General features: G+C 52.2%; 20 protein-coding genes. 16 read left to right on the forward strand and 4 right to left on the reverse strand.

The window, feature by feature from the left end; all coding sequences use genetic code 11:
* The first annotated feature begins 147 nt into the window (after positions 1-147).
* Both I2D94_RS12485 and I2D94_RS12490 read left to right on the forward strand, forming a co-directional pair.
* The gene (locus I2D94_RS12485) at positions 148-2,235 is read left to right on the forward strand and encodes a helix-turn-helix domain-containing protein (protein WP_195397104.1); all 2,088 of its coding nucleotides are present in this window, start codon (positions 148-150) and stop codon (positions 2,233-2,235) included.
* Positions 2,222-2,488 (forward strand): DUF4339 domain-containing protein, encoded by a 267-nt coding sequence (locus I2D94_RS12490; protein WP_195397105.1) that lies wholly within the window; start codon positions 2,222-2,224, stop codon positions 2,486-2,488. The genes I2D94_RS12485 and I2D94_RS12490 overlap by 14 nt, the downstream gene beginning before the upstream one ends.
* Before the next feature lie 108 nt (positions 2,489-2,596).
* Here I2D94_RS12490 and I2D94_RS12495 read toward each other — a convergent pair whose 3' ends face one another.
* The gene (locus I2D94_RS12495) at positions 2,597-3,766 is read right to left on the reverse strand and encodes a CdaR family transcriptional regulator (protein ID WP_195397107.1); all 1,170 of its coding nucleotides are present in this window, start codon (positions 3,764-3,766) and stop codon (positions 2,597-2,599) included.
* A gap of 201 nt (positions 3,767-3,967) precedes the next feature.
* Here I2D94_RS12495 and I2D94_RS12500 point away from each other — a divergent pair, with 201 nt between their 5' ends.
* The 7 genes from I2D94_RS12500 (at position 3,968) to I2D94_RS12530 (ending at position 15,388) form a co-directional block, all read left to right on the forward strand.
* Positions 3,968-5,371, forward strand: coding sequence for an FAD-dependent oxidoreductase (locus I2D94_RS12500; RefSeq protein ID WP_195397108.1), 1,404 nt, complete (start codon positions 3,968-3,970; stop codon positions 5,369-5,371).
* A 335-nt stretch (positions 5,372-5,706) separates the two neighbouring features.
* The gene (locus tag I2D94_RS12505) at positions 5,707-5,856 is read left to right on the forward strand and encodes a hypothetical protein (protein WP_159432741.1); all 150 of its coding nucleotides are present in this window, start codon (positions 5,707-5,709) and stop codon (positions 5,854-5,856) included.
* Positions 5,857-5,901: 45 nt separating this feature from the next.
* Positions 5,902-7,638, forward strand: coding sequence for an ATP-binding protein (locus I2D94_RS12510; protein ID WP_195397109.1), 1,737 nt, complete (start codon positions 5,902-5,904; stop codon positions 7,636-7,638).
* A complete protein-coding gene (locus I2D94_RS12515; RefSeq protein WP_195397110.1) occupies positions 7,635-11,036 on the forward strand; it encodes a leucine-rich repeat domain-containing protein in 3,402 nt (1,133 codons plus the stop codon). The genes I2D94_RS12510 and I2D94_RS12515 overlap by 4 nt, the downstream gene beginning before the upstream one ends.
* A complete protein-coding gene (locus I2D94_RS12520; protein WP_195397112.1) occupies positions 11,033-11,983 on the forward strand; it encodes a MoxR family ATPase in 951 nt (316 codons plus the stop codon). Before I2D94_RS12515 ends, I2D94_RS12520 begins: the two co-directional genes overlap by 4 nt.
* Positions 11,980-13,134 (forward strand): DUF58 domain-containing protein, encoded by a 1,155-nt coding sequence (locus tag I2D94_RS12525; protein ID WP_195397113.1) that lies wholly within the window; start codon positions 11,980-11,982, stop codon positions 13,132-13,134. Before I2D94_RS12520 ends, I2D94_RS12525 begins: the two co-directional genes overlap by 4 nt.
* Positions 13,135-13,144: 10 nt before the next feature.
* Positions 13,145-15,388 (forward strand): transglutaminase family protein, encoded by a 2,244-nt coding sequence (locus I2D94_RS12530; protein WP_195397114.1) that lies wholly within the window; start codon positions 13,145-13,147, stop codon positions 15,386-15,388.
* A gap of 317 nt (positions 15,389-15,705) precedes the next feature.
* On the opposite strand, the gene I2D94_RS12535 is transcribed toward I2D94_RS12530, so the two are convergent.
* The 3 genes from I2D94_RS12535 to I2D94_RS12545 all read right to left on the reverse strand — a co-directional run bounded on the left by I2D94_RS12535 (position 15,706) and on the right by I2D94_RS12545 (position 18,743).
* Positions 15,706-16,854, reverse strand: coding sequence for a MupG family TIM beta-alpha barrel fold protein (locus I2D94_RS12535; protein WP_195397115.1), 1,149 nt, complete (start codon positions 16,852-16,854; stop codon positions 15,706-15,708).
* A gap of 113 nt (positions 16,855-16,967) precedes the next feature.
* A complete protein-coding gene (locus I2D94_RS12540; protein WP_195397116.1) occupies positions 16,968-18,086 on the reverse strand; it encodes an aldo/keto reductase in 1,119 nt (372 codons plus the stop codon).
* A 60-nt stretch (positions 18,087-18,146) separates the two neighbouring features.
* The gene (locus I2D94_RS12545) at positions 18,147-18,743 is read right to left on the reverse strand and encodes a recombinase family protein (protein WP_072682993.1); all 597 of its coding nucleotides are present in this window, start codon (positions 18,741-18,743) and stop codon (positions 18,147-18,149) included.
* A 310-nt stretch (positions 18,744-19,053) separates the two neighbouring features.
* On the opposite strand from I2D94_RS12545, the gene I2D94_RS12550 reads away from it, so the two are divergent.
* The 7 genes from I2D94_RS12550 (at position 19,054) to I2D94_RS12580 (ending at position 24,466) form a co-directional block, all read left to right on the forward strand.
* On the forward strand, positions 19,054-19,758 hold the full coding sequence (locus I2D94_RS12550) for an N-acetylmannosamine-6-phosphate 2-epimerase (protein WP_072682994.1): 705 nt from the start codon (positions 19,054-19,056) through the stop codon (positions 19,756-19,758).
* 98 nt (positions 19,759-19,856) lie between these two features.
* Positions 19,857-20,618 carry a PTS sugar transporter subunit IIC gene (locus tag I2D94_RS12555; protein ID WP_006057367.1) on the forward strand — a complete coding sequence of 254 codons (762 nt, stop codon included), beginning with the start codon at positions 19,857-19,859 and terminating at the stop codon, positions 20,616-20,618.
* Positions 20,618-21,469 carry a PTS system mannose/fructose/sorbose family transporter subunit IID gene (locus tag I2D94_RS12560; RefSeq protein ID WP_195397117.1) on the forward strand — a complete coding sequence of 284 codons (852 nt, stop codon included), beginning with the start codon at positions 20,618-20,620 and terminating at the stop codon, positions 21,467-21,469. Before I2D94_RS12555 ends, I2D94_RS12560 begins: the two co-directional genes overlap by 1 nt.
* A gap of 57 nt (positions 21,470-21,526) precedes the next feature.
* The gene (locus tag I2D94_RS12565) at positions 21,527-22,006 is read left to right on the forward strand and encodes a PTS sugar transporter subunit IIB (RefSeq protein WP_072682996.1); all 480 of its coding nucleotides are present in this window, start codon (positions 21,527-21,529) and stop codon (positions 22,004-22,006) included.
* Between the two features lie 57 nt (positions 22,007-22,063).
* Positions 22,064-22,963 (forward strand): hypothetical protein, encoded by a 900-nt coding sequence (locus I2D94_RS12570; RefSeq protein ID WP_195397119.1) that lies wholly within the window; start codon positions 22,064-22,066, stop codon positions 22,961-22,963.
* A gap of 126 nt (positions 22,964-23,089) precedes the next feature.
* A complete protein-coding gene (locus I2D94_RS12575) occupies positions 23,090-23,542 on the forward strand; it encodes a PTS sugar transporter subunit IIA (RefSeq protein ID WP_072682998.1) in 453 nt (150 codons plus the stop codon).
* Between the two features lie 195 nt (positions 23,543-23,737).
* Positions 23,738-24,466: a hypothetical protein gene (locus I2D94_RS12580; RefSeq protein ID WP_072682999.1), complete on the forward strand. Its 729-nt coding sequence runs from the start codon at positions 23,738-23,740 to the stop codon at positions 24,464-24,466.
* Positions 24,467-24,964 lie beyond the last annotated feature (498 nt).

Raw genomic sequence — 24,964 nt, forward strand, 5'->3', positions numbered from 1 at the left:
GGAAAAAAATAAAAATTTGACAGGAAATCCCCGGTAAAAACGGACTTTGCGGTCCACAGCGGTTGACAATCGGAGTGAAAACAGGGATGATATTAATGGATTTTTATGGCCCTTTTTATATCACAACAGAGGAAAGGAGTGCTGGACATGAATAAGCTGCCTGAAAAATTAACACAGCTAAGAAAATATAACGGGTTTTCACAACAGACTGTCGCCGAGAAAGCGCAGGTTTCGGTTCTGGATTATATGGCATGGGAGAACGGAAGAGCGATTCCGGATGTGGATCATCTGATCTTATTAGCGGAATGCTTCAATGTCAGTCTGGATGAGATGGTCCGCAACGAAGCGGTGAAGCTTCCGGAAAAGGATCTGCATGAAACACTGGATATTCCATTTATGAAGAAGCCGGAGGAGGAAGTGCCTGCCCCCCCGCTGATCAATGAGCCGATTCCGCCGCAGGAAAAGCTGGGTCAGACGCGCGTCATTCCGGCTGTGAAAGATCTGGAGAAGACCAAACCGCTGAACGTTGTTAAAGAATCCCCGGTATCGCCGCATGCCGCCGGTACAGCCCGGCCGAAACCCGGACCGGCCAGCGTCAAAAAGAAGAAACAGACTCAACTGATCGGCGCGGCTGTGGGGATCGGATTAGGCGTGCTGCTTCTGATTCTGGCGCTGAACAGCTTGAGTGGCGGAAAAAAGGAGAACGTCACCAACATCATGACCGCGGAAAATCGGATTGCGGCGGGCGAGGAGTTCACGCTAGTGCTGAATACCGACGGGACGGTGAAAGGCCAGGGCAGCAACGACGAAGGTCAGCTTGACGTCGGCAGCTGGGCGAACATCACCTCCATCAAGGCGGGAGCACGGCACAGCGTCGGCTTGAAGAAAAACGGCATGGTCGTCGCGGCCGGCAGTTCCCGGCAGCATCAGACCGAAGTCGGCGAATGGAGCGGGATCACGGCCATTGCGGCAGGTGAAAATCACACGCTGGGATTAAAAAAAGACGGGACTGTTGTCTGCACTGGCGACAACAGCGCTAAACAATGTGAAGTTTCTGAATGGAAGGACGTTGCGAAAATCGCCGCGGGCGGAGATATCAGCGTCGGCATTACCCGGGAAGGAAAAGTTCTGACCGCCGGCAGCAGCGCGGATGTATCCTCCCTCACCGACGTGCAGAATGTCGTGATCAGCGGCGATACGTTGTTGATTATAAACAAGTCCGGAGGCCTTGACTGCATCCCGGGCAAAACCGGCGTCTGTCCGGCGAAGACGCCGTCGAACATCACGATGGCCGCTGCTTCCGCAGAGCACGTCCTGCTGCTTGGCAGCGATGGCACGGTGAGCGCCGAAGGCGATAAGGAATACGGCCGGCTGGAAGTTGAAGCATGGAAAGATGTGATCGCGGTTGCCGCGGGAGACAAGCATTCCGTCGGTTTGCTGAAAAATGGCAGTCTGGTTGCATCCGGAGATAACAGCCGCGGTCAGAGCGAAATGAACGATAACCACGAAGAAGAAAAACAGCTGGAGGCGGTTAAAAATATCACGATCAGTCAGACTGGCGATCAGATCAAAATCAGCTGGGATAAAGTGGAAAACGCGGATTACTATGAAGTCAGCGCCGCTTTGAAAAAGGAATATTCGGCCAAGATCGACGGAACTTCCGTTTCCTTAAATGGAAATTTGTTCGAGGATGGCAAGCAGGTGACTTTCAGCATCGTCGCGTATTCGCGGCAGGATGGTTTCAAGCCGTCGGAAGCGGCAACGCAGGTTTTCAATTATTTCGCTCCGACCGCCACGCCGTCGCAGACGCTTGCTTCCGTCGCCAACGTCAAGATCAGTCAGGACGCCAACAATGTCCGAATCAGCTGGGATGCGGTGGAGAATGCCGATTACTATGAAGTCAGCGTTACCAATCAAAACGGCTATCATGAGAAAGTCAGCGGGAACTCGGTTACGCTGCCCAACAGTTCCTTTGAGGATGGCAGACAGGTAACGATCACGATCATCGCCGGATCCAACAGCACGCTGTATGAGAATTCGGTGGAATCCGTTACCAATTACAATTATATCGCGCCGACCCCAACCCCAACGCCAACCCCGACGCTAACGCCAACCCCGACGCCAACGCCAACGGTGCTTCCGTCACCGTCAGAATCATCAGAGCCGACGCCGACTCCGGAGGATGGGGGCCAAGGCGCAGATCAGGAAAGCGAGGATAATCATGGAAACGAATAATCGCTGGTATGTGCGCAGAAAAGATGGAAAGAAAGATGGCAGTTTCTCCGACGCGGAGCTGGCTGCTTTGATCAGTAAGGGGATCGTTGAGCCGGAGGATGAAATCTGGACGATGAAGATGACCGACTGGATGGCATTGAAAGATTCCATTTACAGTTTCTATCTGCCGCGTGAAGAAATGCCGTTCGTCCTGGAAGACACCGAAGTAGAGTTACAAACGGAAGTTCAATCCACAGCTGACGAACAAGTTTAAAAAGCATAAAGAAAAACCGATTTCTGGATAAAGGAACCGGTTTTTTTCTATGGAGTGAGAAAAGAGAGACGAGCGTTAAACGCTACAGCTCTGTGTGGGGAACCGGCGTTACATGTCAGGGTCGTTGTTTCGCTGATCCTTTAAAATGAACAGACAGTTCAACAGGCTTAACGTATCAGTGTCGGCCAGATCCAGTCCCCAATCTTCCCGGAGTTTTCCAATTCGGTAGAACACGGTGTTTTTATGGACGCACAGTTGATCGGCGGCAGCCTTGATATTGCCGCCGCAGCGCAGATAGGTCCGAAGGGTCTTCAACATTTCCGTTCCGCTTTGCCGATCACAGGTTTCCAGAGCTGTCAGCGGACTGTCGTCAAGTACGGCGGCGGCTTGATCGGCGGGAATCAGAGAGATCAAATAATTCAGCTGATAGTCGCCAAATAATGCCAACCCATAGTTTCCAGCCTGACTCGCAAACCTCAGGCTGTGCCGCGCCTGATCGTAAGACCGACGCAGAGCCGCAAGGGTATTTCCAGGCCGGCCAACACCAACCCGAAGCTGTAGATCCTGCAGCTGCCGCGTCAGCTCAGGCTGCACCTGGCGCAGCGCGTCCGCATCTGCCAACAGCGCGAAACCGGCGCCGCAGTTGGTCATACAGGTAGAAAGGGAGGCGAAGCTCTGCTGGTAAAGCGGCAGATTGCTTGTATAATCCGGATAATATTCCGGGATGAACCACAACACGCAGAGTGAATCCCAGGCAGGGATGGATGCGGCAAACAATGCGTGCAGATCGACCAGCGAAGCGTCCAGCCGGTCGTTTAACAAATTCCACAGGCAGTTTTGATCTTCACTGCGGGAGGTGCGCAGCACATAAGCCACACCGATCAAGGCTGCGGTTTTCCGGACTAAATCCATGTCCAGATCTTCCAAGCGATTCCCGACATCCGGCAGCCGGATTCCGCCGACATGCCGGCCATAGACCAGACAGCCGCAGATCAGGCGTTTGCGGCGGATATGCGGCCAGACCAGTACCTGCGGAATCCCGGTGCGGGATAAGGCTGTGACGTAATCTGTATTCTTCTGATATTCCTCATCGCTGATCTGTTGCCGGCGGTAAGCTTTGTCCTCCATGTCTTCTTCGGGATAATGTGCGGACAATGTCGTCTCATTCTGAGCAGTGTCAATAAAAGCCACCGGGTTGCCGAGAACTTGTTCTGCCAGGTCGATCACCGTGGAAAACTCCGCGCCGGTAAGCAATAAATCATATAAAGGATGGTCCATCGTATTTCCTCCTTGGATCAGCGTCTAATCGAATTCCGTTTTTTTTGGATAAAATCCAAATTTCCGTCAGATTGTTAAAAATCAGTCACGTTCATTATAAGAAGCATTGTGCAGAATAACAAGCGGATTAAAAACTTTTGAAATTCAGCCCATTTCTCAGTGAAAAAGGGAATGGTATGATGGACGACAGGAGGAAAAGAAATGAAAAATCTGAAGAAAGTAATAGGCGTCGTCTTGATTCTGGCGTTGTCCGCCTGTTCGTCAGCGCCTCAAACTCAGGCGCCGACTTCATCACAAACACCTTTGCCATCAGAGGTCCGGGAGGAAACCACGGACGTCGTGGTGATCGGCGCCGGGGGCGCCGGATTAACTGCGGCATATTTTATCAAGCAGGGTGGCCGGGACGTCGTCTTGTTGGAAAAACGGGCGATGACCGGCGGCAATACCGCGTTGGCAGGCTTCTTTGCGGCCAACAGCACAAAGATGCAGGAAGCGATGGGTGACGTTTATACCCAGCAGGATCAGATTGATTTTCTGATGGAAACTGAAGGTACAGATCCTGAGTTTGCCAGATTGTTTGCGGAAAATTCCGGCCCGAGCGCGGAATGGGCTGTCGATACGCTGGGAATTGAGGTCACCCGTGTCAACGGCCGGGAAATCTATGCGGTCGATGAAAAAGGGACCAAGTTCCCGGCGCAGTTTGTCAGTAAACTGACGGCGCTGAATCAACAGATCGGCGTTGATCTGCGCACAGAATGTCCGGCAATTTCGCTGATCAAGGAAGATGGGAGAATTACCGGCGTCGAAGCAGAAGACGCGCAGGGGAAAATCCTGTTTCACGCTCAGACGGTAATTTTGGCCAGCGGCGGATATGCGGCCAATCAGGAAATGCTTCAGGAATACGTCCCGGAATGGGCAGGTGGCACGACATCCAACACCGCGGCGACAACTGGCGACGGGATCCGGATGGCGCAGGCGATCGGGGCAGCGTTAAGCAATATGGATCAGCTGACACTGAATCCGACGTTCTATGACGATCACGGCACGACAATGTCGGTTAGCGGCGTCCGCTATGAAGGCGGGATTCTGGTCGATCCGACAGGGAAGCGCTTCGCCAACGAAATGGCGAATTATACGGAAGTTTCGGAAGCAGAAAAGGCAATCGGTTCGCACGCCTTTGCGATTATGGATTCCACTTCGCTGGCATGTAATCCGAAGTATGCGGTCGAAGCGGAGTCGATCGAAGCGCTGGCGGAAAAGATCGGCGTCGATCCGAAAACTCTGTCCCAGACAGTGGCCAGCTATCAGAAATACTATGACAATGAGAATGACGAGGAGTTCGGCCGCACGGATATGCGCAGCCGCCTTGATACGGCCCCATTCTATGCCGTGCCGGTGTTCCCGGGCGTGCATCATACCCGCGGCGGCGTGTCCATTGATCTGCGTTCTCAGGTGCTCGATCTAAAAGGCAACCCAATCCCGGGCTTATACGGCGCGGGTGAGGTCACGGATAACAAACTGATGGGCAACGATCCGGTAGCGGCCGGGATCACATTTGGACGGCTGTGCGCGCAATCGGTGCTGGAAGATTTACAATCGCAATAAAAGTTTCAAACAAATTGCGGGAAAACAGATCCTCATTTTTAAGGAACGAACGAAATCCTGGCGATCAGTCCATTTTGAATTTGATTGAAAAGCAATGAAAGGGGACAGAGATATTATATCCACTAAGACAGCGCGGCGCTTTCGAAGGCCACGCTGTTTTTTCATTCAGGCGTAAAGCAAAGACAATAAAGTAATCCTTGTCTTATAATAACGTGTGGATAACTCCGCCGCAAAGCGGTCAGGCTGGAACCGGAGCTGCCTGGCCGTTCTTTCAAGCCGCTGCGTATGGACTGTTGCCCCGGAGTATAGAATTTGTTTAACACAAACAGTTCCTGATGATTTCCACATTCCACGATGTCGCCGTCACGCATAATCAGGATCTGATCGGTGCTTTGAAGGGGGAACATCAGGGCCTGTTCGCCCGGGATTGGAGTTCAAACAACGGTCAGGAGAATAAGAATTGTCCAAAACGGGTTGAATCTTGACCAAATTAGTTGCTTTTCTATACTTCTTTAAGGAATGATGTTAAAATGAAAACGATAACAATTTACTTGCCGAAAGAGGGTAAGATGACGATGGGGACGCTTTTGACAAAGCTTGAGCCAGCCTTGATGCTGGGATTATTTTTTCTTGCGGAGCTGCTGGCCGCGCTTTTTCTGTTGTCTGTATGGCAGCGCTTACAGGCGAAGCAAAAGCAGGACAAGATCGAAACCTTAGCCCAGAATCAGGGCGACGCTCTGCTTTTAAAACAAACGAAAGCGGCGCTGCTGACGCTGCGTTTAAGCGACAAGATGCCGCTGGCGGCGTCCAGCGGTCTCAGCGCGCTTACGGGACTTTCATTTTCAGAGCTGAAGAGCGATATTCGAAAGCTGATGGACATTGGCGATCCTGCGGAAAGCCGGGCTTTTTTAAAACGTTACCAGAACTGGGACGGGACTGCGCTGCTCCATCAGCAATTTCAGACAGTAAATTCCAATCGGTGGCTGCGGTTGACGGTACAGCGCAGCGAGGATCAGACGGCTGACATCTTTCTGTTTGAAGACTGGACGGAAAATCATGAAACGATGCGGGCATTGGAAGTTCAGCTGGAAGAAGCCGAGGCCGCCAGCCAGTCGAAAACGACGTTCCTGTCCAAGATGAGTCATGAGATCCGCACGCCGATGAACGGCATTGTCGGCATGCTGACGCTGGCTCACCATGCGCTCGACGAAAATGCGCCGGCCATCGTTTATCTGCACAAAGCGGAAGAATTAGTTCAGTATATGCTTTCCCTGATCAACGATATTCTCGACATGTCGCGCATTGAAGCCGGGCGGATCGAGCTGGAAGAAAAAGAATTCGACATTCAGGATTTAGCGGAAAAACTGCGCAGTCTGTTTCAGAAAAATGTGGAGAACAAAGGCGTGCAGTTTATTGTCGAGCTGCTGGATTTTGACGTGCATAATTTAATCGGCGATGAACTGCGAATTTCACAGGTGGTAATCAATTTTATCTCCAATGCCGTAAAATTTACCGAGCAGGGGGAAATCCGCGTAACCTTTCGTCAGATGCAGCGCTTAAACGGCCGGCTGGATCTTTTAATCCGCGTCCATGATACGGGAATCGGCATGGATCCGGAGTTTATCAGCCATCTGTTTCATCCATTTGAACAGGAAAGCACGGAAGTTACGAAAAAATACGGCGGCTCGGGTCTGGGGATGGCGATTACTGATCAGCTTGTACAGCTGATGGGCGGCGAAATTGTCGTTGATACGACGCCGGGACAGGGTACGGATTTTACAGTCCTGCTGAACCTGCCGATCGCCGCGGATCAGACCGTGAAAACCAGACGTGCGCCATCGCCGGCAGCCGCTTCCGGAACCACCTCGCTGCAGGGGCGGCACTTCCTGATGGCTGAAGATAATGAAATCAATGCGGAAATTGCCGAAAGCATGCTTGAAATGGCAGGAGCATCGCTGGATATTGCCCGGGACGGCGCGCAGGCGGTCGCGATGTTTGAAAGTCATGAACCGCATACGTACGACGCAATTTTAATGGATATCCAGATGCCGGTGATGGATGGAAGAACGGCGGCCCGGACCATCCGCGCTTTACCCCGCGAGGATGCCCGCCAGATTTTGATTTACGCTCTTTCCGCCGACGCTTTTGTCGAGGATCAGCGCGCTTCGCTGGAAGCCGGGATGAATGGACATTTTTCCAAGCCGATCAATTTTGAAGAAATGCAGAAAACACTGGCTGATGCGCTGAAAACGAGGGATTACCTATGAACGATAAAAAACAAATAAGATTGCGAATCGGGCTGACGGTTGTCGGCATCGCGGCGGGGATCATCGCCGGTTTGGCACTGTGGAAAATCTATCAGGCCGGCAGCCTGTTTGATCCTTCCCGGATTTCGCTGAACGAACAATTTCAGGAGAACCCAATTCAGTTCTCCGATCAGGAACAGCTTGGCACACAGGCAGGCGGTGAAAATGATAACGATCTTTTAAAGCAGGATCCGGACGCTGAGAATACGCAGAAACCAAAACAGAATCCCGGGGTCGCAGATACGCTGCAGAAAACGGAAGCGAACGACGCTCATCAGCTGGTCATCGGCGGGGAAGGGCAAGGCGCGCAGGTCGTGATCGATCCGGACAGCGAGCATGTAATCGTTAAGCCCGATGGCGGTCATCAAGGCGGAAGTGTGCCTGACCATAAACCGGAACCTGAGCCGGTTGTCGATCCCGATCCGGTGCCTGAGCTGCCGCCGGACATCTTTGAACTCTGGGGTACAAAGCCGTTTCCGGAAGAGGGAATTTCGCAGGGAAGCGATCAGAAACTCGAAGTCAACGTCTATGAAGGAGATCTCAGCCTGATTTATTATGGCGCGGTATTGGACGACTGGAAATTGTTATGTGCTGCGAATTTTTATATTTTTGAGGGCGGCGAGATCTACCGGATTGAAGCTTATGGCGAAAATTTTGAAATTGGCGATTATCCGCCGGTCGCGCTTGAGGACTTTACAGTAGCGTTCCGGATCCGGCGGAATCCGCAAAGTCCCTGGCAGACGATCACGGTCGACTATACGATCCAGTCCTATAAGATTTTTGTTCAAAACTGGCAGGCGGGCGATTATCTGACTACCTACAGTCCGGGCCAGAAGATCAATCTGATTCATTATTATCACTCCATGCTGCCGCAGGAAGGCCCGCTGAAGACCTTATTCTTAGGCTGGTCGCTGGATGGGAAAACTGCGGTCAATCCGTTGTTTGTCCCGGATCATGCCGGCCGGCAGGTGCTTGTTCCGCTGCCGCTGGCAGAGTTGGACGCCAATCAGGAAATATCTTGGCAGCAGGATTTTGATGAAAATTCTTTTGCCTATTTGGAATATGTGCAAACGCTGACCGGACTTGTCCAACCGGCAGAACAGCTGAGCGTGTCAGAAGGCGTGCAGTGGGTTGATCTTTCGGCTTCCGTCGATACGGTTTCATTGCCGAAGTCCGTGTATAAAATCAGCAATCAGAAACTGACGCCGCGCTTTGCCTGGAGCGTGGATGCGGGAAATCCGTATCTGAGTTCAGAAGATGGTCTGCTTTACAACAAAGCGAAAACCCGCCTGCTTCAGATCCCGTTATCCCGCACGGAAATAACGCTGGACGAGCAAGTCGAGGCGGTAGAACTTACGACGGGAAATCATATTCAGCGGCTGATTCTGACCTCTGATCAGCCGGTGGAAATGGATCTGAGCCAGCTTCACGGCGCGGAAATTGTAGTGCCTTCGGGAACGGAGTGGCGGTATTTGTCCCGCTGGGGCAGTCAGCTTGCCGATAATCAGCTGGTCCGCGACGATGGTCAGGCGATTCGGTATCGTGTTGAAGGTGAAGCGCTGCTTTCGGAAGACGGTACGCAGCTGTTAAGCATGCTTGCCAGCGCTGAGGGGATTGTAAGAATTCCTGAGGGCGTCGTTGAAATTCTGCCAGGCGCCTTGGAAAATCTGGAAAACGTAGAACTGCTTCTGCTGCCCGCAAGTGTAAGCCAGTTGGATTCCGCGAGTATAACCGCGAATATTCCGCAGATCGTGTGTCTGGGCGAAGCGCCGGAAATTCAGCCGGACAGCTTTACGGATCTGACCGCGGTCAGCGCCTGGGTCAGCGAAGCTCAGGCGGAGAGCTATCGCAGCCGCTGGGCAGCACTGCTGGAGAAGCAGCCGCAGATGTTGCGGACCGCCGCAGAACTGAGCGTCAAAGCGGAAGGCAACTTTGAAATTCTGACGCTGGACCAGGAACGGATTCTGTTAAGCGCGGAAATGTGTCCGACATTCTTAAGCGCCGGGGACTGGCCGCAGGGAATTACCCGAATTGGCAGCCGGGCCTTTGCCGGCAACGCTGCGCTGTTTGCGGCGGAGATTCCGGAAAGCGTGGAAGCGATCGGCAGGCATGCTTTTGCCGACTGTCTTAAGCTGGAAGGACTGGTCAGCTTGAATCCGACCGCAATCACCGTGCAGGATCAGGCGCTGGAAGGCGCACCCAAACTGCATTTTGCGGCATTCAATGCCGGTCATGCGGAATTTGTCAATGACTATCAGCCTTCAATACCGGGGTTCGCGCCGGAAGATACCTATTTCAACTATGAATATCCCTATAGTTTCCATTACGCAAATCATCATTATTCTCTGGAACAGGTCGGGGAGACGGGCTTGTTGTATGGCTGGGGCGAAGATCTGGATCCCCAGGCACTGGCAGTTCTGCAGTCTACTTGGAATGCGGCTGGCGAAATTCCGCTGCTTCCGCATACGCGGGGGATCGACGAGGCGGCGTTTAAAGACTGCGCCAATCCGTTTACCTTAACAAATGGAGAAGAACTGACCTGGATCATGGATTCCGCGTTTGAAAATTCAGGGTACTCCGGAACGTTCATCTTGCCGGAAGGTCTGGAGTATATTGGAATCCGTTCCTTTTCGAATTGTGTGAATCTGGAAGCTGTCCGCTTTACCGGCAGTTCTCTGACGCAGATAGAAGATTCTGCATTTGAAGGATGCGTCTCGCTGGCGACAGTTGAATTTGCACAGGACAGCGCGATCGACATGATCAGCACAGCGGCTTTTGCCAATACGGCGTTGAAAACCATTGATCTGCCCGCCAGTCTGACGGCGTTGGGAACTGAAGTTTTCTATGGATGCACTCAACTGAGTGAAGCGATTTTTCACAATCCGCAGCCGCCGACGCTGGTCGTGCCGAGCTACGCAATGCCATTTTATTTCGGCGACGCGCTGCCGGAAGATTTCCATGTCACATTGACCGATCCAGCCTGGACGCAAGCGTATGTCGACCAGTGGAAAACACAATTAATGGGCTATGGAAGTCCGGATGAAATGACTGCCGGGGAACTGGATGAGGGCGAGCGGCGAGCCTGGCAGCTGTTTGGGGGACAACGGTCTGCGACCTCTCTGATGGAGCCCGCGGCGTCCCTCAGTCCCGAACCTTCTCCGGAAATAGAATCTGCGCCAGAATGGGATCCGGCAATTCCGACTCCCGAGGCAACAGCGCCCATTCCGGAATCAACGGCCGCACCGGATTCGATTCCGCCCAAAGCAATAGAGAACAATGACCCGGCGGTCATCCCGCCGTCGATTGAAGCAACGCCGCCATCAGAGGCAATACCGCAGACACAGGAGGGACAGTCATGATTATTGAACAATCGGAACAAATTATCCGCGAAGTTTCCAAAGCGTTTACCGGGAAAGATGAAATCATCCGCAAGGTGCTGATGACGATCTATGCCGGCGGCCATATCCTGTTGGAAGATTGCCCGGGCGTGGGAAAAACAACGCTGGCCCTGGCTTTTTCCAAAGCGCTGGGGCTGGATTATCAACGAGTTCAGTTTACGCCGGACACGCTGCCCTCCGATATCACCGGTTTCAGCATGTTCAACCGCCAGACGAATCAATTTGAATACCGTGAAGGCGCGGCTGCCTGCAACCTTTTGTTAGCAGACGAAATCAACCGGACGTCGCCGAAGACACAATCCGCGCTGTTGGAAGCCATGGAGGAACATCGCGTCACCGTCGATGGTGCGACACATCGGCTGCCTGATCCGTTTATCTGCATCGCAACGCAGAATCCGTTGGGAACGACCGGCACGCAGCCGCTGCCGGAATCGCAGATGGACCGTTTCATGGTACGGCTTTCGATCGGTTATCCGGCAACGGAGGATCAGGTGCGGATTCTCAAAGCCCGCCGTTATGTGAACCCGCTCGATGAGATCCAGAAAATCGCATCCCGCGAGAATATCCGCGAAGTGCAGAATTATCTGACTTCCGTTCGGATTCATGACGATGTGCTGCATTATCTGATCCGCCTGTGCGAACGGACGCGCGAGCTGCCGGCGATTGAGCTGGGTGTGAGTCCGCGCGGTGTTTTGGCGCTGACGCAGATGACCAAAGCCCATGCGGTATTAATGGACCGCAATTACGCGCTGCCGCAGGATGTCCGCGCTGTGTTTAACGACGTCTGTGCGCATCGTCTGATTTTACGTCCGCAGGCCAGGGTAGAAGGAATTATGCCGCAGGCTTTGATGAATGCGGTCCTGGATGAAATTGCGCCGCCGCAGAAACCGGGAGGCGCCTGGGCATGAAGAAAAGCCGGCGTGCTTACGTCGTTTTCTTAATGACCTGTCTGCTTCTGACGTGGTTTTTCAGCAGCCGGCTTGTGTTTCTGATCCTGCTTCTGGGACTGAGTTTACCGGCGGTCCTGGCGATCTTGTTATTTCTGGATGTCAAACGGATGCGCTTTGAGGTCTGTCTGGATGGCAGCATTTTGCGGGGAGAAAAAACGTTTTATCGCATAATCGTCAATCGTTTTCCCCTGTTGGCCGCCGGCCAGCTGCATGTTCAGCTGACGGTTGAAAATCATCTGATTGGACAAATTCAAGAACAATCCGCGGTTTTTGCGCTGGATAAGAAACGGGAGGCCGCGGTCGAGTGGATTCCGGATTGCTGCGGCGAATATTCAATGAGCTGTCAGGCGCTGTGGGTCAGCGATCTGTTCGGTCTGTGCGCTTTCCGATTGCCTCCGCTGTCCAGCCAGAGCCTGACGGTTTATCCGCAGTCAGTGCCGGTCCAGTTAAAGATCACAAAGATGCCGCATGGGATTCTGGAAGGGGAAACCGTCTATGAAAACCGCAAAGGCAGCGATCCCAGCGAGGTGTTCGATCTGCGCGATTATCAACCGCAAGACGATATCCGTCAAATCCACTGGAAGCTTTCCAGCAAGCTCGATACGATGGTCGTCAAGGAAGCCAGCGATACAAGTCACTACGATACGATTTTGATGTTGGACGCCAGTCTGGAGAATCAGGAGCCGGCGGTACTTTCCGCTGTCGTGGAACTGGCGTTATCGTTCAGTCAGAAGCTGATCGAACAGGGTGTGGGTCATCAGGCGGTGTTTGCGGCAGAAAATCAGCTGGCGTCAAAACCGGTACGTTCAGTTCAGGACGGCGCTCAGCTGGCGGCATTCTGGATTCATCTGCGTCTGCCTTCAAGTCCGGGCAATGGTCTGCGCCTGTTCGCGGGCTTGGGGGATCGGAAGCAATACAATAAAATGATTTATGTGACGGCCGGGGATTTCCCGCGGATGCTGAATTCGCTGGACCCGCAGCTGGACGTGACGGCGATTACTGTCAGAGCGGATCAACAGACGATCCACATGAGTGAAAAAGGGCGCTGCCAACAGATTGAGCTGCCGCTGTCCGCATTGGACAACGCAGCCGTGCAGTTGATGATTTAGGAGAGAGAGCATGAGTGAAAAAGGGCGTCGGAAGAAAACCGAAAGAGAAATTGTTTCCGCGATGGAGATTATCGCGGGTTTTCTTCTGCTTGCCGGTTTTGCCGCCCAGCTGGCTGTGATCTGCGCAAGACCAGTCAGCGGCCTTTGGGGTCCGTGGCTGGTTGGCGCCGCGCTGCTTGGATTGCAGGCGGGATTGACGAAAACCAGCCGGCTGCGGCTTTGCCGAAGCCTGTGGCTGGCATGGCTGGGGTTGACGCTGCTTCTTTTGCCATGGCTGGTTTCCGGACTGGTGGCGTGCGTGAATGGCCTGATTCAGGCCTGGAATGTCTATGAGGAGGACGCCCGGAATATTCTGGCTAATCCCTCGTTAACACGTTTCTCTTATTCGATCTTTTTCACCGTCTTGATGAGCGGATTTGCGATTCTGATCTGGACATGGCGCAGCCATCCGGGTCGGATGGGACTGACCGTTCTGCTTCTGATGATGCCCGGGCTGCGGTTACGCTGTGTGTCTTCCTGGGCGATGGTGCTGATGCTGGCGGGGATTGCGGCTCTCTGGCTTCAATGGGTCAACGCGGCGTCTGCGGGAAAACGCTGGCTCTGGCTTGGCGTGATCAGCGCGCTGCTTCTGACATTCATCGGAAAGAATCAGGAATTAATGGAAATGACGCGGCTGCGGAAGGATCTCTTTGCCAATCTGGATACGCTGCGCTATGGTGGGGATTCCCTGCCGCAGGGCGATGTTTGGAAAGCGGATCGTTTATTAAGCGGGGAAGGAGCGACGCTGACGGTTACGACGGAGCAGCTGAAAACCTTTTATCTGCGCGGCTATATTGGCGGCCGATATGAAGGGGGCCGGTGGCTGGCGCTGAAGAAAGCGGCCTATGCCGGAAGCAATGAAGGCATGTTAAAGTGGCTGGAAATGGAGAACTTCCCCGTCGGGGCGCAGTCAGCCGCAGCGCTGAGGCTGGATCCGGATACCCCGCTGCAGGCGAATCGGATAGAAGTGGCCAATCACGGCGCAAATCGGAAATATTCCTACTTTCCTTATTCAGTGGAAGCAGACACTATAACAGGTTCAGTCCGCAGCTGGCTGGATATGGGCTATCATGCTAACGCTCTGTTGGGTTTTCGGCATGGAGAGTTTGTCGAATGGTCTGGCGATCAGCCGGGCGAGCTGCTTCACGCCCCGGATTGGATAAAAGCACCTCAAACGGATGCGCAGCGTCAATACATTCAGGCTGAAGCCGTCTACCGTAGTTTTGTCTATCAGAATTATCTGGATGTCGATGCGGAAACTGAGTCGCTGATCCGCACTTTGTTTCTCAAGGAACCGATGAGCTCTCCGGGAATTTATGAGGCTGTGACGCGAATTCGGGATATTCTGGAAAAGCAGGTTCAATATGCCGAAACACCGCCGCAAACGCCGCAGTCAGCGGATCCGGTCCGCTGGTTTTTAAGCGAGAGCCGAACCGGCAATGCAGTGCAGTACGCCTCTGCGGCCGTCATGGCTTTTCGTGTTATGGGAATTCCAGCCCGTTACGCGGAAGGCTACCGGCTGACCAGAGAACAGATCAGCGCCGGGGGGATCGCAGAGCTGACCGCTCAGGACAGCCATGCCTGGTGCGAGGTGTATCTGGATGGCTTGGGTTGGATTCCTGTCGATGTAACTCCCGGCTGTTATTACGATACATTTGCATTGCTGCAGATGGCGGAACAACCGCAGGATATTGAAATGACGGCAGCCTTGAAGGACTCGGAAGATCCGGGCGAGCTGTTGGACGATCTCGCTTCCCAACCAACCGAACCCCAGACGCCGCTGCCTTCGCCAGTCAGCGGTGTTCTTGGAGCAATCCTGCTTTTGTGCGATTTTGTTCTGTTCTTGCTGATCGTGCTGGAAGTCCGGCGTCAGCTGCGGATAAGCCGCTGGCGGCGGCGTTGGAAAGACGCTTCGGCGCGGGATGAAATATTGTGCAAGCTGATCGGCAGCTTGATGAAAGCTCTGGCAGTTCCTTATCAGCCTGGCTGGAAAGCTGAGCTTACCGCATGGAGGCTGAATCAGAAACTGCCGGGGATCGCGGAAGCGGATATTCTGCGGGCACAGGCGTTGATTGAAAAGCTGATCTATGCTCAAGAGTCGCTGCAGCCCCATGAACAACGCGTCTTGATTTCTGTGATCGAACAGATTTACACCAACCGGAAATCGCTGACAGGCAAAGAACGGCTGCGGCTGCGCTATCGCATCGCATTGTAAAAATTTAATAAACCGCAATCGGTATGAAGGACAAGCTGTCCCTGCCGGATTGCGGTTTTTTCGTGTTCTAGCTGCTTTCTCAGCGTTATCCACTGTCATTTCAAGCATTCTTTTTCTTTGTCTATTCTGCTCTATTTCATGAACAAGGAACAGAAAAAAGCAGCTTCAGAGTGTTCCTGAGAGCTGCTTGTGGTCAGCATTGGTTTTTAAAACATCCGTAAACCGGAAGTCTTGGCGAGTGAAAGGCGAAGGGCAGCGCAATCTGCGGGAAATGTCCGACAGGGAAAGCGTGGCCTTGTTCCATATTGCCTGGGAAATTACTCCTGATGCGTCTGTTCCTGACCCACAGTCGCATTCTGGATCTTTTCTGCTTCCACTAACCGGAAGGCAACCTTGCCATAACGGATCAGCGAGATCAGATTTTCCGCTAACATATCCACCTGTCCGATCACCGTGGCATATTCCACGCCCGGCATGCTTTTTAAGGCAATCTGCAATTCGCCTTCATATTTGCCGGATAATTCGTTATCGAGGGTGATGCACAGTTTATCGCGATCCGGTCCCGGATGAGCTGGAACATGCCCCAAGCCGCGGGTCTGCGTGGCGCGCAGGATGAATTCCGGCTGATCGCTGCGGGATTTCAGCACCACGTTCAAGAGCTTCTGACGCAGCTCATCATCCAGTCGGGAATTAAAGTAGACTGGAACGGAAACGCAATGATGATGTACGATTTCCTGAACCTGTTCCATTTCGGTGCGGGAAGGATTGCCATCGCCGAAAAAGATGTAATCGAACATCCCGGTTGCCGTCAGTTCCCCGGCACTTAAATAAGCCGGTTTGTAGCGGTGATTTTCCACCGTGCATAACCCGTGGCCATACCGGAATAACAGGTTGTCGGCGTCCAGCGAGTTGATGAATACCCCGGTACGGATGCCGCAGGCTTTAAACAGCTTCGCGTTTTTAAACGTGTCGGTAAACGACATGCCGGTGTCCGGATGCGGGAAGAAATTATGCACGGCGATGTAATTTTCAAGGTTGCCATGGCGCTGGATCGCCTTGATCCGATTGATCGGTTCCGCCTGCATCGACGCGTTGTCTTCAATCAATACGCCATCCTCGTTGCAGGTCATCTGCGCGACCAGCTCGTGATCTTCTTCAAAGCCGAAATCCAGACGGATGATCCGGATGCCAAGACGGACAAATAGCGATAAATCGTCCGGTTGGGCGCCGACCTGTTCCATGACGCGACGATTAATGTCGACATGCAGCGTCAGCCCCAGCTTCCGGCATTCACCGATAAGCCATTGAAACGGCGGCTTTAACTGTGTCGGTCCGTTCCAGGCCTGGGGCGATTGGACGGTTGTATAGACCTGGCTGTAACCGAGCGTAACGGCCAGGTTTAATTGTTGTTTCATCACCGCTTCTGACTGCAGATGCGGGTAGAGAGAGATCCCTAAAAGACTCATGGTATTTTCCTCTTTCTTGTTTTTCCTTTCTCATTATAGCGCACTCCGGGTAAAAGAAAAAGGCGGACTTGATCCGGGAGATAATCCGGAACGCCTCCGCCGTAATTCTCAGCTTATTTTTCAAATTCCCGGACGACTTTTTCCATTTCCGTCGGGATGTCGATGTGCTGCGGACACTTGGTTTTGCATGCGCCGCATTTCTGACAATGGGATGCTTTCGCGGTGACGTCCAGCGCGTCGTAGCTTTCCTTTTGGGCCGCGTGGACATTGTAGACGTGAGCGGTATTTAACAGCCGGAAGTTTTTCGGAATGTCCAGACCGAACGGACATGGCATGCAATAGCGGCAGCCGGTGCACGGCACCTGAATCCGGGCCTGGAACAGCTGGCGAGCCTGTTCGATGGTCGCTTGTTCTTCTGCGTTCAGCGGTTCAATTTCGCTGAACGTCTTGACGTTGTCGATGACCTGCTCCATCGTGCTCATGCCGGAAAGCACGGTCTGCACGTTGTCGTGGCCGCCGACCCAGCGCAGTGCCCAGGAAGCGTCGCTCCAATCCGGATGGACGCGCCGGAATTCCGCCTGGATTTCCTCCGGAACGTTCGCTAACATGCCGCCCTTGACCGGCTCCATGATCGTCATCGGGATATTTTTGGCTTTTGCCAGCTCGTAGCCGCGCAATCCCGCCTGAATCTCGGTGTCCATATAATTGAATTGAATCTGGCAGAAGTCCCAGTCGTAAGCGTTGAGGATTTCCTCAAAGACCTCATAATCGTCGTGGAACGAGAAGCCGATCCGGCGAACCTTGCCGCTGTCCAGCACGGATTTCAGATGCGGAAGCAGATTCATTTCCTTGATGTGCTCCCACCGTTCGCGGCTTAAGGCGTGAAGCAGATAAAAGTCGATATAGGAGGTCTGCAGCTTGGTCAGCTGTTCCTCTAAAATCCGATCGAAATCGGCGATGTCCTTGCACATCCAGGTCGGTGATTTGGTGACCAGGTAGAAGCTGCCGCGGGGTTTGGTAGCGACCCACTGACCGACGACTTCCTCGCTTTCAAAGTTGTGGTACGGATAGGCGGTGTCGATATAGTTGACGCCATGTTCGTAGGCGTAGTCGAGCATTTTCATCGTTTCCGGGCGATTGATTTTTCCATCTTCGTTGACGGGGAAACGCATGCAGCCGAAGCCCAGCAAGGAAGTCCGCGCCGGGATTTTCCCTTTTTCTCTGTATTTCATAACAATCCTCTTTCTATGATTCACAACGGCGTCCGCTGTTCAATCCATTTGTTAACTTCATTATACTGCATCGAGGTTCCGGATGTATTTATAAAACGTACTTTTTTTGATTTGCAGCTGATCTAAAGCCTGCTGCAGCGTGCATTCATGCCGCAGATAACGGGCGGCCACGAGGCTGAAGTTTTCCGGCGGGATGTAGCGGGGGCGGCCTAAGTGCTTACCCTTTTCCTTCGCGATCCGGATCCCTTCCGCCTGACGGGTCTTAATGTTGATCCGCTCATTCTCCGCGACAAAGCTGAGAATCTGGAGCACCAGATCGCTGATGAAACAGCCGACGAGGTTATCCGGGCGGCTGCGGGTATCCAATAGCGGCATGTCCAGCACGACAATCTGAACGTCCCGGCGTTTGGTCAAATCCGCCCATTCCTCCAGAATGGCCTGATAATTGCGGCCCAGCCGGTCGATACTTTTGATCACTAATAAATCCTGCGGCCGCAGAACTTCTTTTAACTGACGGTAAGCCTGACGGTCAAAATCCTTGCCGCTCTGCTGATCAATATAAAGCTGCGATTCCGTCAAGCCGAAAGCCTTTAATTCTTCAATCTGGCGGTCCAGATTCTGACTTCGAGAAGATACTCGCGCATAGCCATAATTCACGTTTTTAATTCCTCCTTGACAAACGTTTGGCACGAAAGACAAAAACAGCTATCCCCTCCCTTGAATAGCTGAAATTGTCTGCCGTTTATAAAGGTACACCTTTATAAAACTTATGCAAGAGAGCGCGGAACAGAACTAAAACAGGTAAAATTTAAATTATTTATTCACCAATTTCTTCTGTGTAGGGGGTATTTTATTTAGTTCCGATTTGAAAGCGCTTGCGTTCTGAAATGATGATGTTATAATAAAACCATGAAAGCGCTTTTATAAAGGTGTACCTTTGCGGACACGAAAAGAGAGAGGAGCAGTTATGAATAAAGAGGAAATTTTTCAACAGATTCGAGGAAAACTGATCGTTTCCTGTCAGGCCAACGAGGAAGAAAATCCGTTCAATCCGCCAGAGGAAATGACAAGAATGGCGAAGGCTGCCGCGATCGGCGGCTGTGCGGGTTTCCGGGCGAATCGGCCGGAGAATGTGCGGATGATCAAAGAAGCTTTCCCGGATAAGGTCATGATCGGAATCTGGAAAGTCGTCACGGAAGGCTGCGACGTGTATATCACTCCAACGATGAAGGAAGTCGAAGTCCTGCGGGAGATCGGCAGCGACATCATCGCGGTGGACGGCACCGACCGCAATAACTGCAACGGACGCAAAGCCTATGAGCTGATCCGCGAGATTAAGGAAAAGTATCCGGATCAGGTCGTCATGGCGGATATCGCCACGATCAACGACGCCCGCCGCAGTGTGGAAGCCGGCGCGGATATCATCTCGACGACGTTGTCCGGGTATACCGAGGACAGTCTGGATCGCTATGCACTGGGCGCGGATTTTGATCTGATCGAGCAGGTCCGCAGAGAATTCCCAAATATTTTCATCAATGCTGAAGGTCGGATCTGGACGCGCGAAGAAGCGAAAAAGGCGTTTGAATGCGGCGCGGATGTGATTGTCGTGGGCACGGCGATTACCAATCCGATGAGCATCACAAAACGATTTGCGGATTATATCAAGAAGTAGGCATGGTGGGACTGCCTGCTGAATTGAATAGTAGAGGAGGTTGGGAAAACAAAAAGAGAGGGCAGGAATAAAGGAAAATCCTAGAGAGGAGGTACAATATGAATATTGGACTAGGATATGCTTTATTTGTTTCTGTTGTGTGTGCATTCTTTGGATGGACAAACTATGGCTTCGTCAACTTACAGACTACCAAACCGGTCGTCTGCGGCGCTTTGGTCGGTCTTATTTTGGGGGATTTAAGAACGGGCATTATTATCGGCGGTACCTTAACACTGGTTTACATGGGCGTGCAGGGCGTCGGCGCAGCGATTCCGGTCAATGCGACGACAGCGACGACGGTAACGACGGCGCTGTGCATTATTACGGGCGTGGAAATGGAAACGGCGATTGCGATCGCGGTTCCGGTTTCCGTTATGGGTCAGCTGGGCCGGATGGCCGCCTGGACGATCAATACACCGTTGATGCATATTGCGGATAAGTACGCGGAAACGGCGGATTACAAGAAGATGACCCGGCTGCAGCTGGTCGGCTCGCTGGTGTTCTTCATTACGGAATTCATCCCGGTCTTCCTGTGCATTTACTTTGGCTCCAGCTTTGTTACCATGGTCAACGAAAATATGCCGGTGTGGATCTCTGAATGGCTGACAGCCGCTACCGGTATGCTTCCGGCGTTAGGCTTCGGCATGCTGCTGGCGATGATGTACAAAGTCAAATACATTCCGTTCTTTATCGTCGGTTTCGTAATGTGCGCCGTTTTCGGCGGCTCGCTGCTGGCGATCGCGCTGCTGGGTGTTTCGATGGCAATCTTTGTCTTCTTCTTCGGCCCGCAGGGTAAACGGAGAAAAGGAGGTGCGATCTAATGACGGACAACAGAATGGAACAGCCTGTTAACGATAACAAGATCATTTCGCTGGAACGCAAAGAACTGATGGGCGTCTTCTTACGATTCGCCTGCTTCCCGATGGTCACGATCAACTACGAACGTTTCCAGACGCTGCAGTATTTCTCGGCGCTGGCTCCGGTTCTTAAAAAATTATATCCAAATAAAGAAGATCAGATTTCTGCGGCAAAGCGCCATATGGCGTTCTACAACACGACGCCGGAATGGATGGGCTTCACGCTCGGCATGAACTGCGCACAGGAAGAACAGATCGCCAATATGCCGTATGGCGAGGAACGCACGGCGCTGGAAGAATCCGTCAATACGATCAAGGCGTCCTTAATGGGACCGCTGGCCGGCATCGGCGATTCGCTGCGGGCGACCGTTGAAGCGATCATCGGCGCGCTGGCTGCCGGCTTCGCGATGAACGGCTCGATCTTCGGCGCGATCCTGTTCTTTGTCTTAGGCAATGCGTACTACTTTGGAATTTCCTATTTTGGATTCTTCTACACCTATAAAAATGGTATGAAGGTTATCCGCGATATGAACAAATCCGGAATTCTGGACCGCCTGATGGAAAGTGCCACGATCCTGGGCATGACCGCCGTCGGCGCGCTGATTCCTTCCTGGGTCGGCTTCAAGCTGACCAGCGCGATTCAGATCGGCGATTACGTCTTGAACATTCAGCAGGAATTGGACAACATCATCCCAGGTCTGGCGCCGTTAGCGCTGACGATCTGTCTGGCTTGGCTGTATAAGAAGAACGTTTCTTCATTGAAGCTGGTCGGTTTGATCTTCGTCTTCTCGCTGATCATTTCCCTGATTCTGTGATCATAAAATAGAAAAACAAGGGCGGAATTCACTACGATTTGAAAGGAGAAATAGAATATGGCAGTTATTCAGTATCGACTGGACGGAAGAATGCTGCATGGACAGGTCAGTAACTTTGCGCGTGCGCTGAACATCGAGGAATTTGTGGTGATCAACGAGAAAACGGCGAACGATCCGACCCAGGTCATGCTGCTGGAATTGGCGGCGCTCAATGCCGAAGTCGACGCGGTTTCCCCGCAGGATGCGTATGATTTACTAACCGGCGATGAGCTGGAAGACTACCGCGTGATGGTCGTGTTTAAAGAGATCTTTGATGCTGTGGAATTAGTTAAACTTGGCTATTCCATGAACGAGATCGTCATCAGCGGCATGTACGCCAAAGACAATGAAAATAAGGTCAAAGCGGAAGCTTGCTTGTTTGTCGACGATAAAGATAAAGAAGCATTCCGTTTTCTGGAAGATCATGGTGTTCTGCTCACGCATCAGATTTCACCGGAATATAACAAAAAAATGGTTCATGATCTCGTAAAGTTTTAGCTTGCAGGGCCGACCGTATTCGTCGGCCTTTTCTCACCGGGAAAGGAAAGAAACGCGATGGATGTACAGGAGAATATGAAGGAACGACTGCTGACGTTATGTCAGCGGATGGCGCGGCGCAAGAGCACAGGTCAGAAAAAGCGCACGCTGCTGCAGTTAAGCGAAATGTTGGGAACGCTGGGCTACCGCACGGCGTTGATCGGGAAAAAGGGCATTCATGGGCAGCAGCTGATCGGCGGCGATCCGGAGCATGCCCGCCTGATTGTGGCGGCGGATTTCAATCTGCGTGAAGCTCGAATAATCCCCGGCCGGCAGCGGCTGCTTGATCAATCGGCGAACCGGAAAAATCAACTGGATAATCTGACGGTGACGTTGGTGCTGAGCGTGCTGCTGGCTGTGATGGGCGTGTTGCTGTGCATCGCGGGAACTAAGGAAGACGGGCGCTGGTATTTCTTCATCCTTGCGGCTCTGATTTTTCTAATTGCTTTCGGCTTGGGCCGGCGACAGACTGCGGGCAATGCCGGAAAGAACGCGGCGTTGTTCGCGATGCTGGAATGCGCCCGCACTTACCGCCATCAGCCGGTTGCGTTCTGCTTTCTGGAAGAAACCGGGACGGAGCTGGGGCTGCAGCAGCTGCGCGAGCACTTCCCGCAGGCCCGATTGGTTTATTTGAATCAGCTCGGTCGGGAAAAAGCGCTGTGCGTCATTTTAAAAGGGAAGGAAGCGAAGCTCTGTGAGCTTTGCGCGCAAGCCTGGCCGGAAACTGTCGTTCAGGCAGCGGCGGAACCAGACGACAGCCTGATCCGCAGTTGGGACAGCGGCATTCTGATCAGCACGGCGGATCCTGCCGCAATGACCTGCGAAATGCCGGGCGGCAAGTTCGACGTGCAGATGGACAGCGATCAGATTCGGGCCGCAGTCGGGTTGATCGGCTGGCTGATCCAGATGAATGATTAAACGGCGGACAATGCCTGAAGCACAAAGCCCCGGGAAAACCGCAGGATCAGAATCGGAATAAAGATGAAGGAATAATCAAGGAAAATACAGGCAGCCGAATGAAAAACAGACTGCCGGGAGGTAGAGATGAAAGGTATTTTGTTAATCAGCCACGGCCCTCTGGCCGAAGGAATGTTGAAAACAGCGGAGATCTTTTTCGGCGAAAACATTCCGCAGATGAAAGCGGTCGTTTTGAATACGCAGGATGATCCGGAGGATTTCCGCACACGGCTGCAGGAAGCGGTCAAGGAGGTCGACACCGGAGAAGGTGTTCTGGTCTTTGCGGATTTACTAGGCGGTACGCCGTGCAATCAGTCGGCATTTGTGCTGAACGAACAGGTTACGGTGCTGACCGGCATGAATCTGCCAATGGTCATGGAATGCCTGGGCATGCGCATGGGCGGTGAAATTTCAATGGAGACGCTGGAAGAAACCGCAAGAAACGGCATCGTCAATTTCAATACGATGCTGGAAGAAAAGAAGAAAGCCACCCGTCGCCGCCGCAGTAAGGAACCTGCGGCAGAATCATCGTCCAATTAAACTGAATTTGAAAATCAGGAATCCAAATCTGCCGCAGACAGGTCTTTGATTTCTGATTTTTTTGTGCGCAGCTTGTTTTAAACAGGATAAAATGGTTGAAAATGAACAATAATTTACTGCAAAACAGATGGAAAAGATTGCAAGTCGCCTGCGTCGTGATTAAAATAGAAGCTATGTTTGAAAAGAGGAAACGCTATGAAGAAGAAATTTAATTGGAATTCATTTATCTATAACTTTGTCTTCGTCACGATGATCCTGTCGGTGATCTTCCTGATCATCCGGATCGCCTTGTCGCCTTCCGAGGCTGTCGCCGAAGATGTCCGTGTGAAGAGCGATTATCTGCTGATGCTGGTGCAGTGCATTTTGGGGGTTGTCGCAATGCGGCTGCCGGATTTTATCGAGCATAAAATTCAGATCCAGATTCCCAGCAACATGCTTCTGTTATACGCGGTCTTTCTGTACTGTGCGATTTATCTGGGCGAGGTGCGGGCGTTTTATTACAATGTACCGCATTGGGATACGATCCTGCATACCTTCAGCGGCGGGATGCTGGGGGCACTGGGCTTTTCCTTCGTCACGATCTTAAATAAGTCGGAAAAGATTCCGATGAACCTGTCGCCGGTCTTTGTTGCGGTCTTCGCGTTCTGCTTCGCGGTGACGTTGGGCGTCTTCTGGGAAATCTATGAATTTACCTTTGACGGTATCCTGCGTCTGAATATGCAGAAGTTCATGTTGGAAAACGGAACGCAGCTGATCGGCCGGGCGGCGTTATTGGACACGATGAAGGATCTGATCGTCGACTGTCTGGGAGCGTTGATCATGTCCTTTGTCGGCTACCTGTCGCTGCGTTATAAGACGGGCTGGATTGAAAAGCTGCAGCTGAAATGGCGCAAGGGCGCGATCAAGGATAACAAAACAGCGTAGCGGATCCAGCGGGCAATTAAGAATAATCGGGGGCAAAAAACAAATTGATAAAAAACCTTGAAATAACTCAGGAATGGAATATACTATAAGTGTAGGGACGCTTGAGAAAGCGATACCCGTCAGACACTATCTCTTATTCGAGAAGTGGTGGACAGATAAGTGCCGATTTGCTTGGGAATGCGCTGCGGCACTTTTCGTATTATAGAAGTAGGAATAAAGTATCCTACTCGAAATAGAATTAGATGAGTATAAAATATTGAAATTGAGAAGAAATCATGCAAGTGATGTTCAGTTAATCTTAGTATCTCATCAAGGGTATCAGAAGTTAGGATATAATATTCTTAGCTTCTTTTCTTTTGTGGGCCAACCTAAGTTGAGAAGCTCATAGAGAAGAAATGGCTTGGCACTTTTTGGAACAATCTAGTTCGTAAAAGAAAATGCCATTCTTCCTATTCAAATTCATAAGCTTGTTTAAATCTAAAAAGACATCCGCCACAA

The organism is Holdemania sp. 1001302B_160321_E10 (genome assembly GCF_015552275.1).
GTDB lineage: Bacteria > Bacillota_I > Bacilli_A > Erysipelotrichales > Erysipelotrichaceae > Holdemania.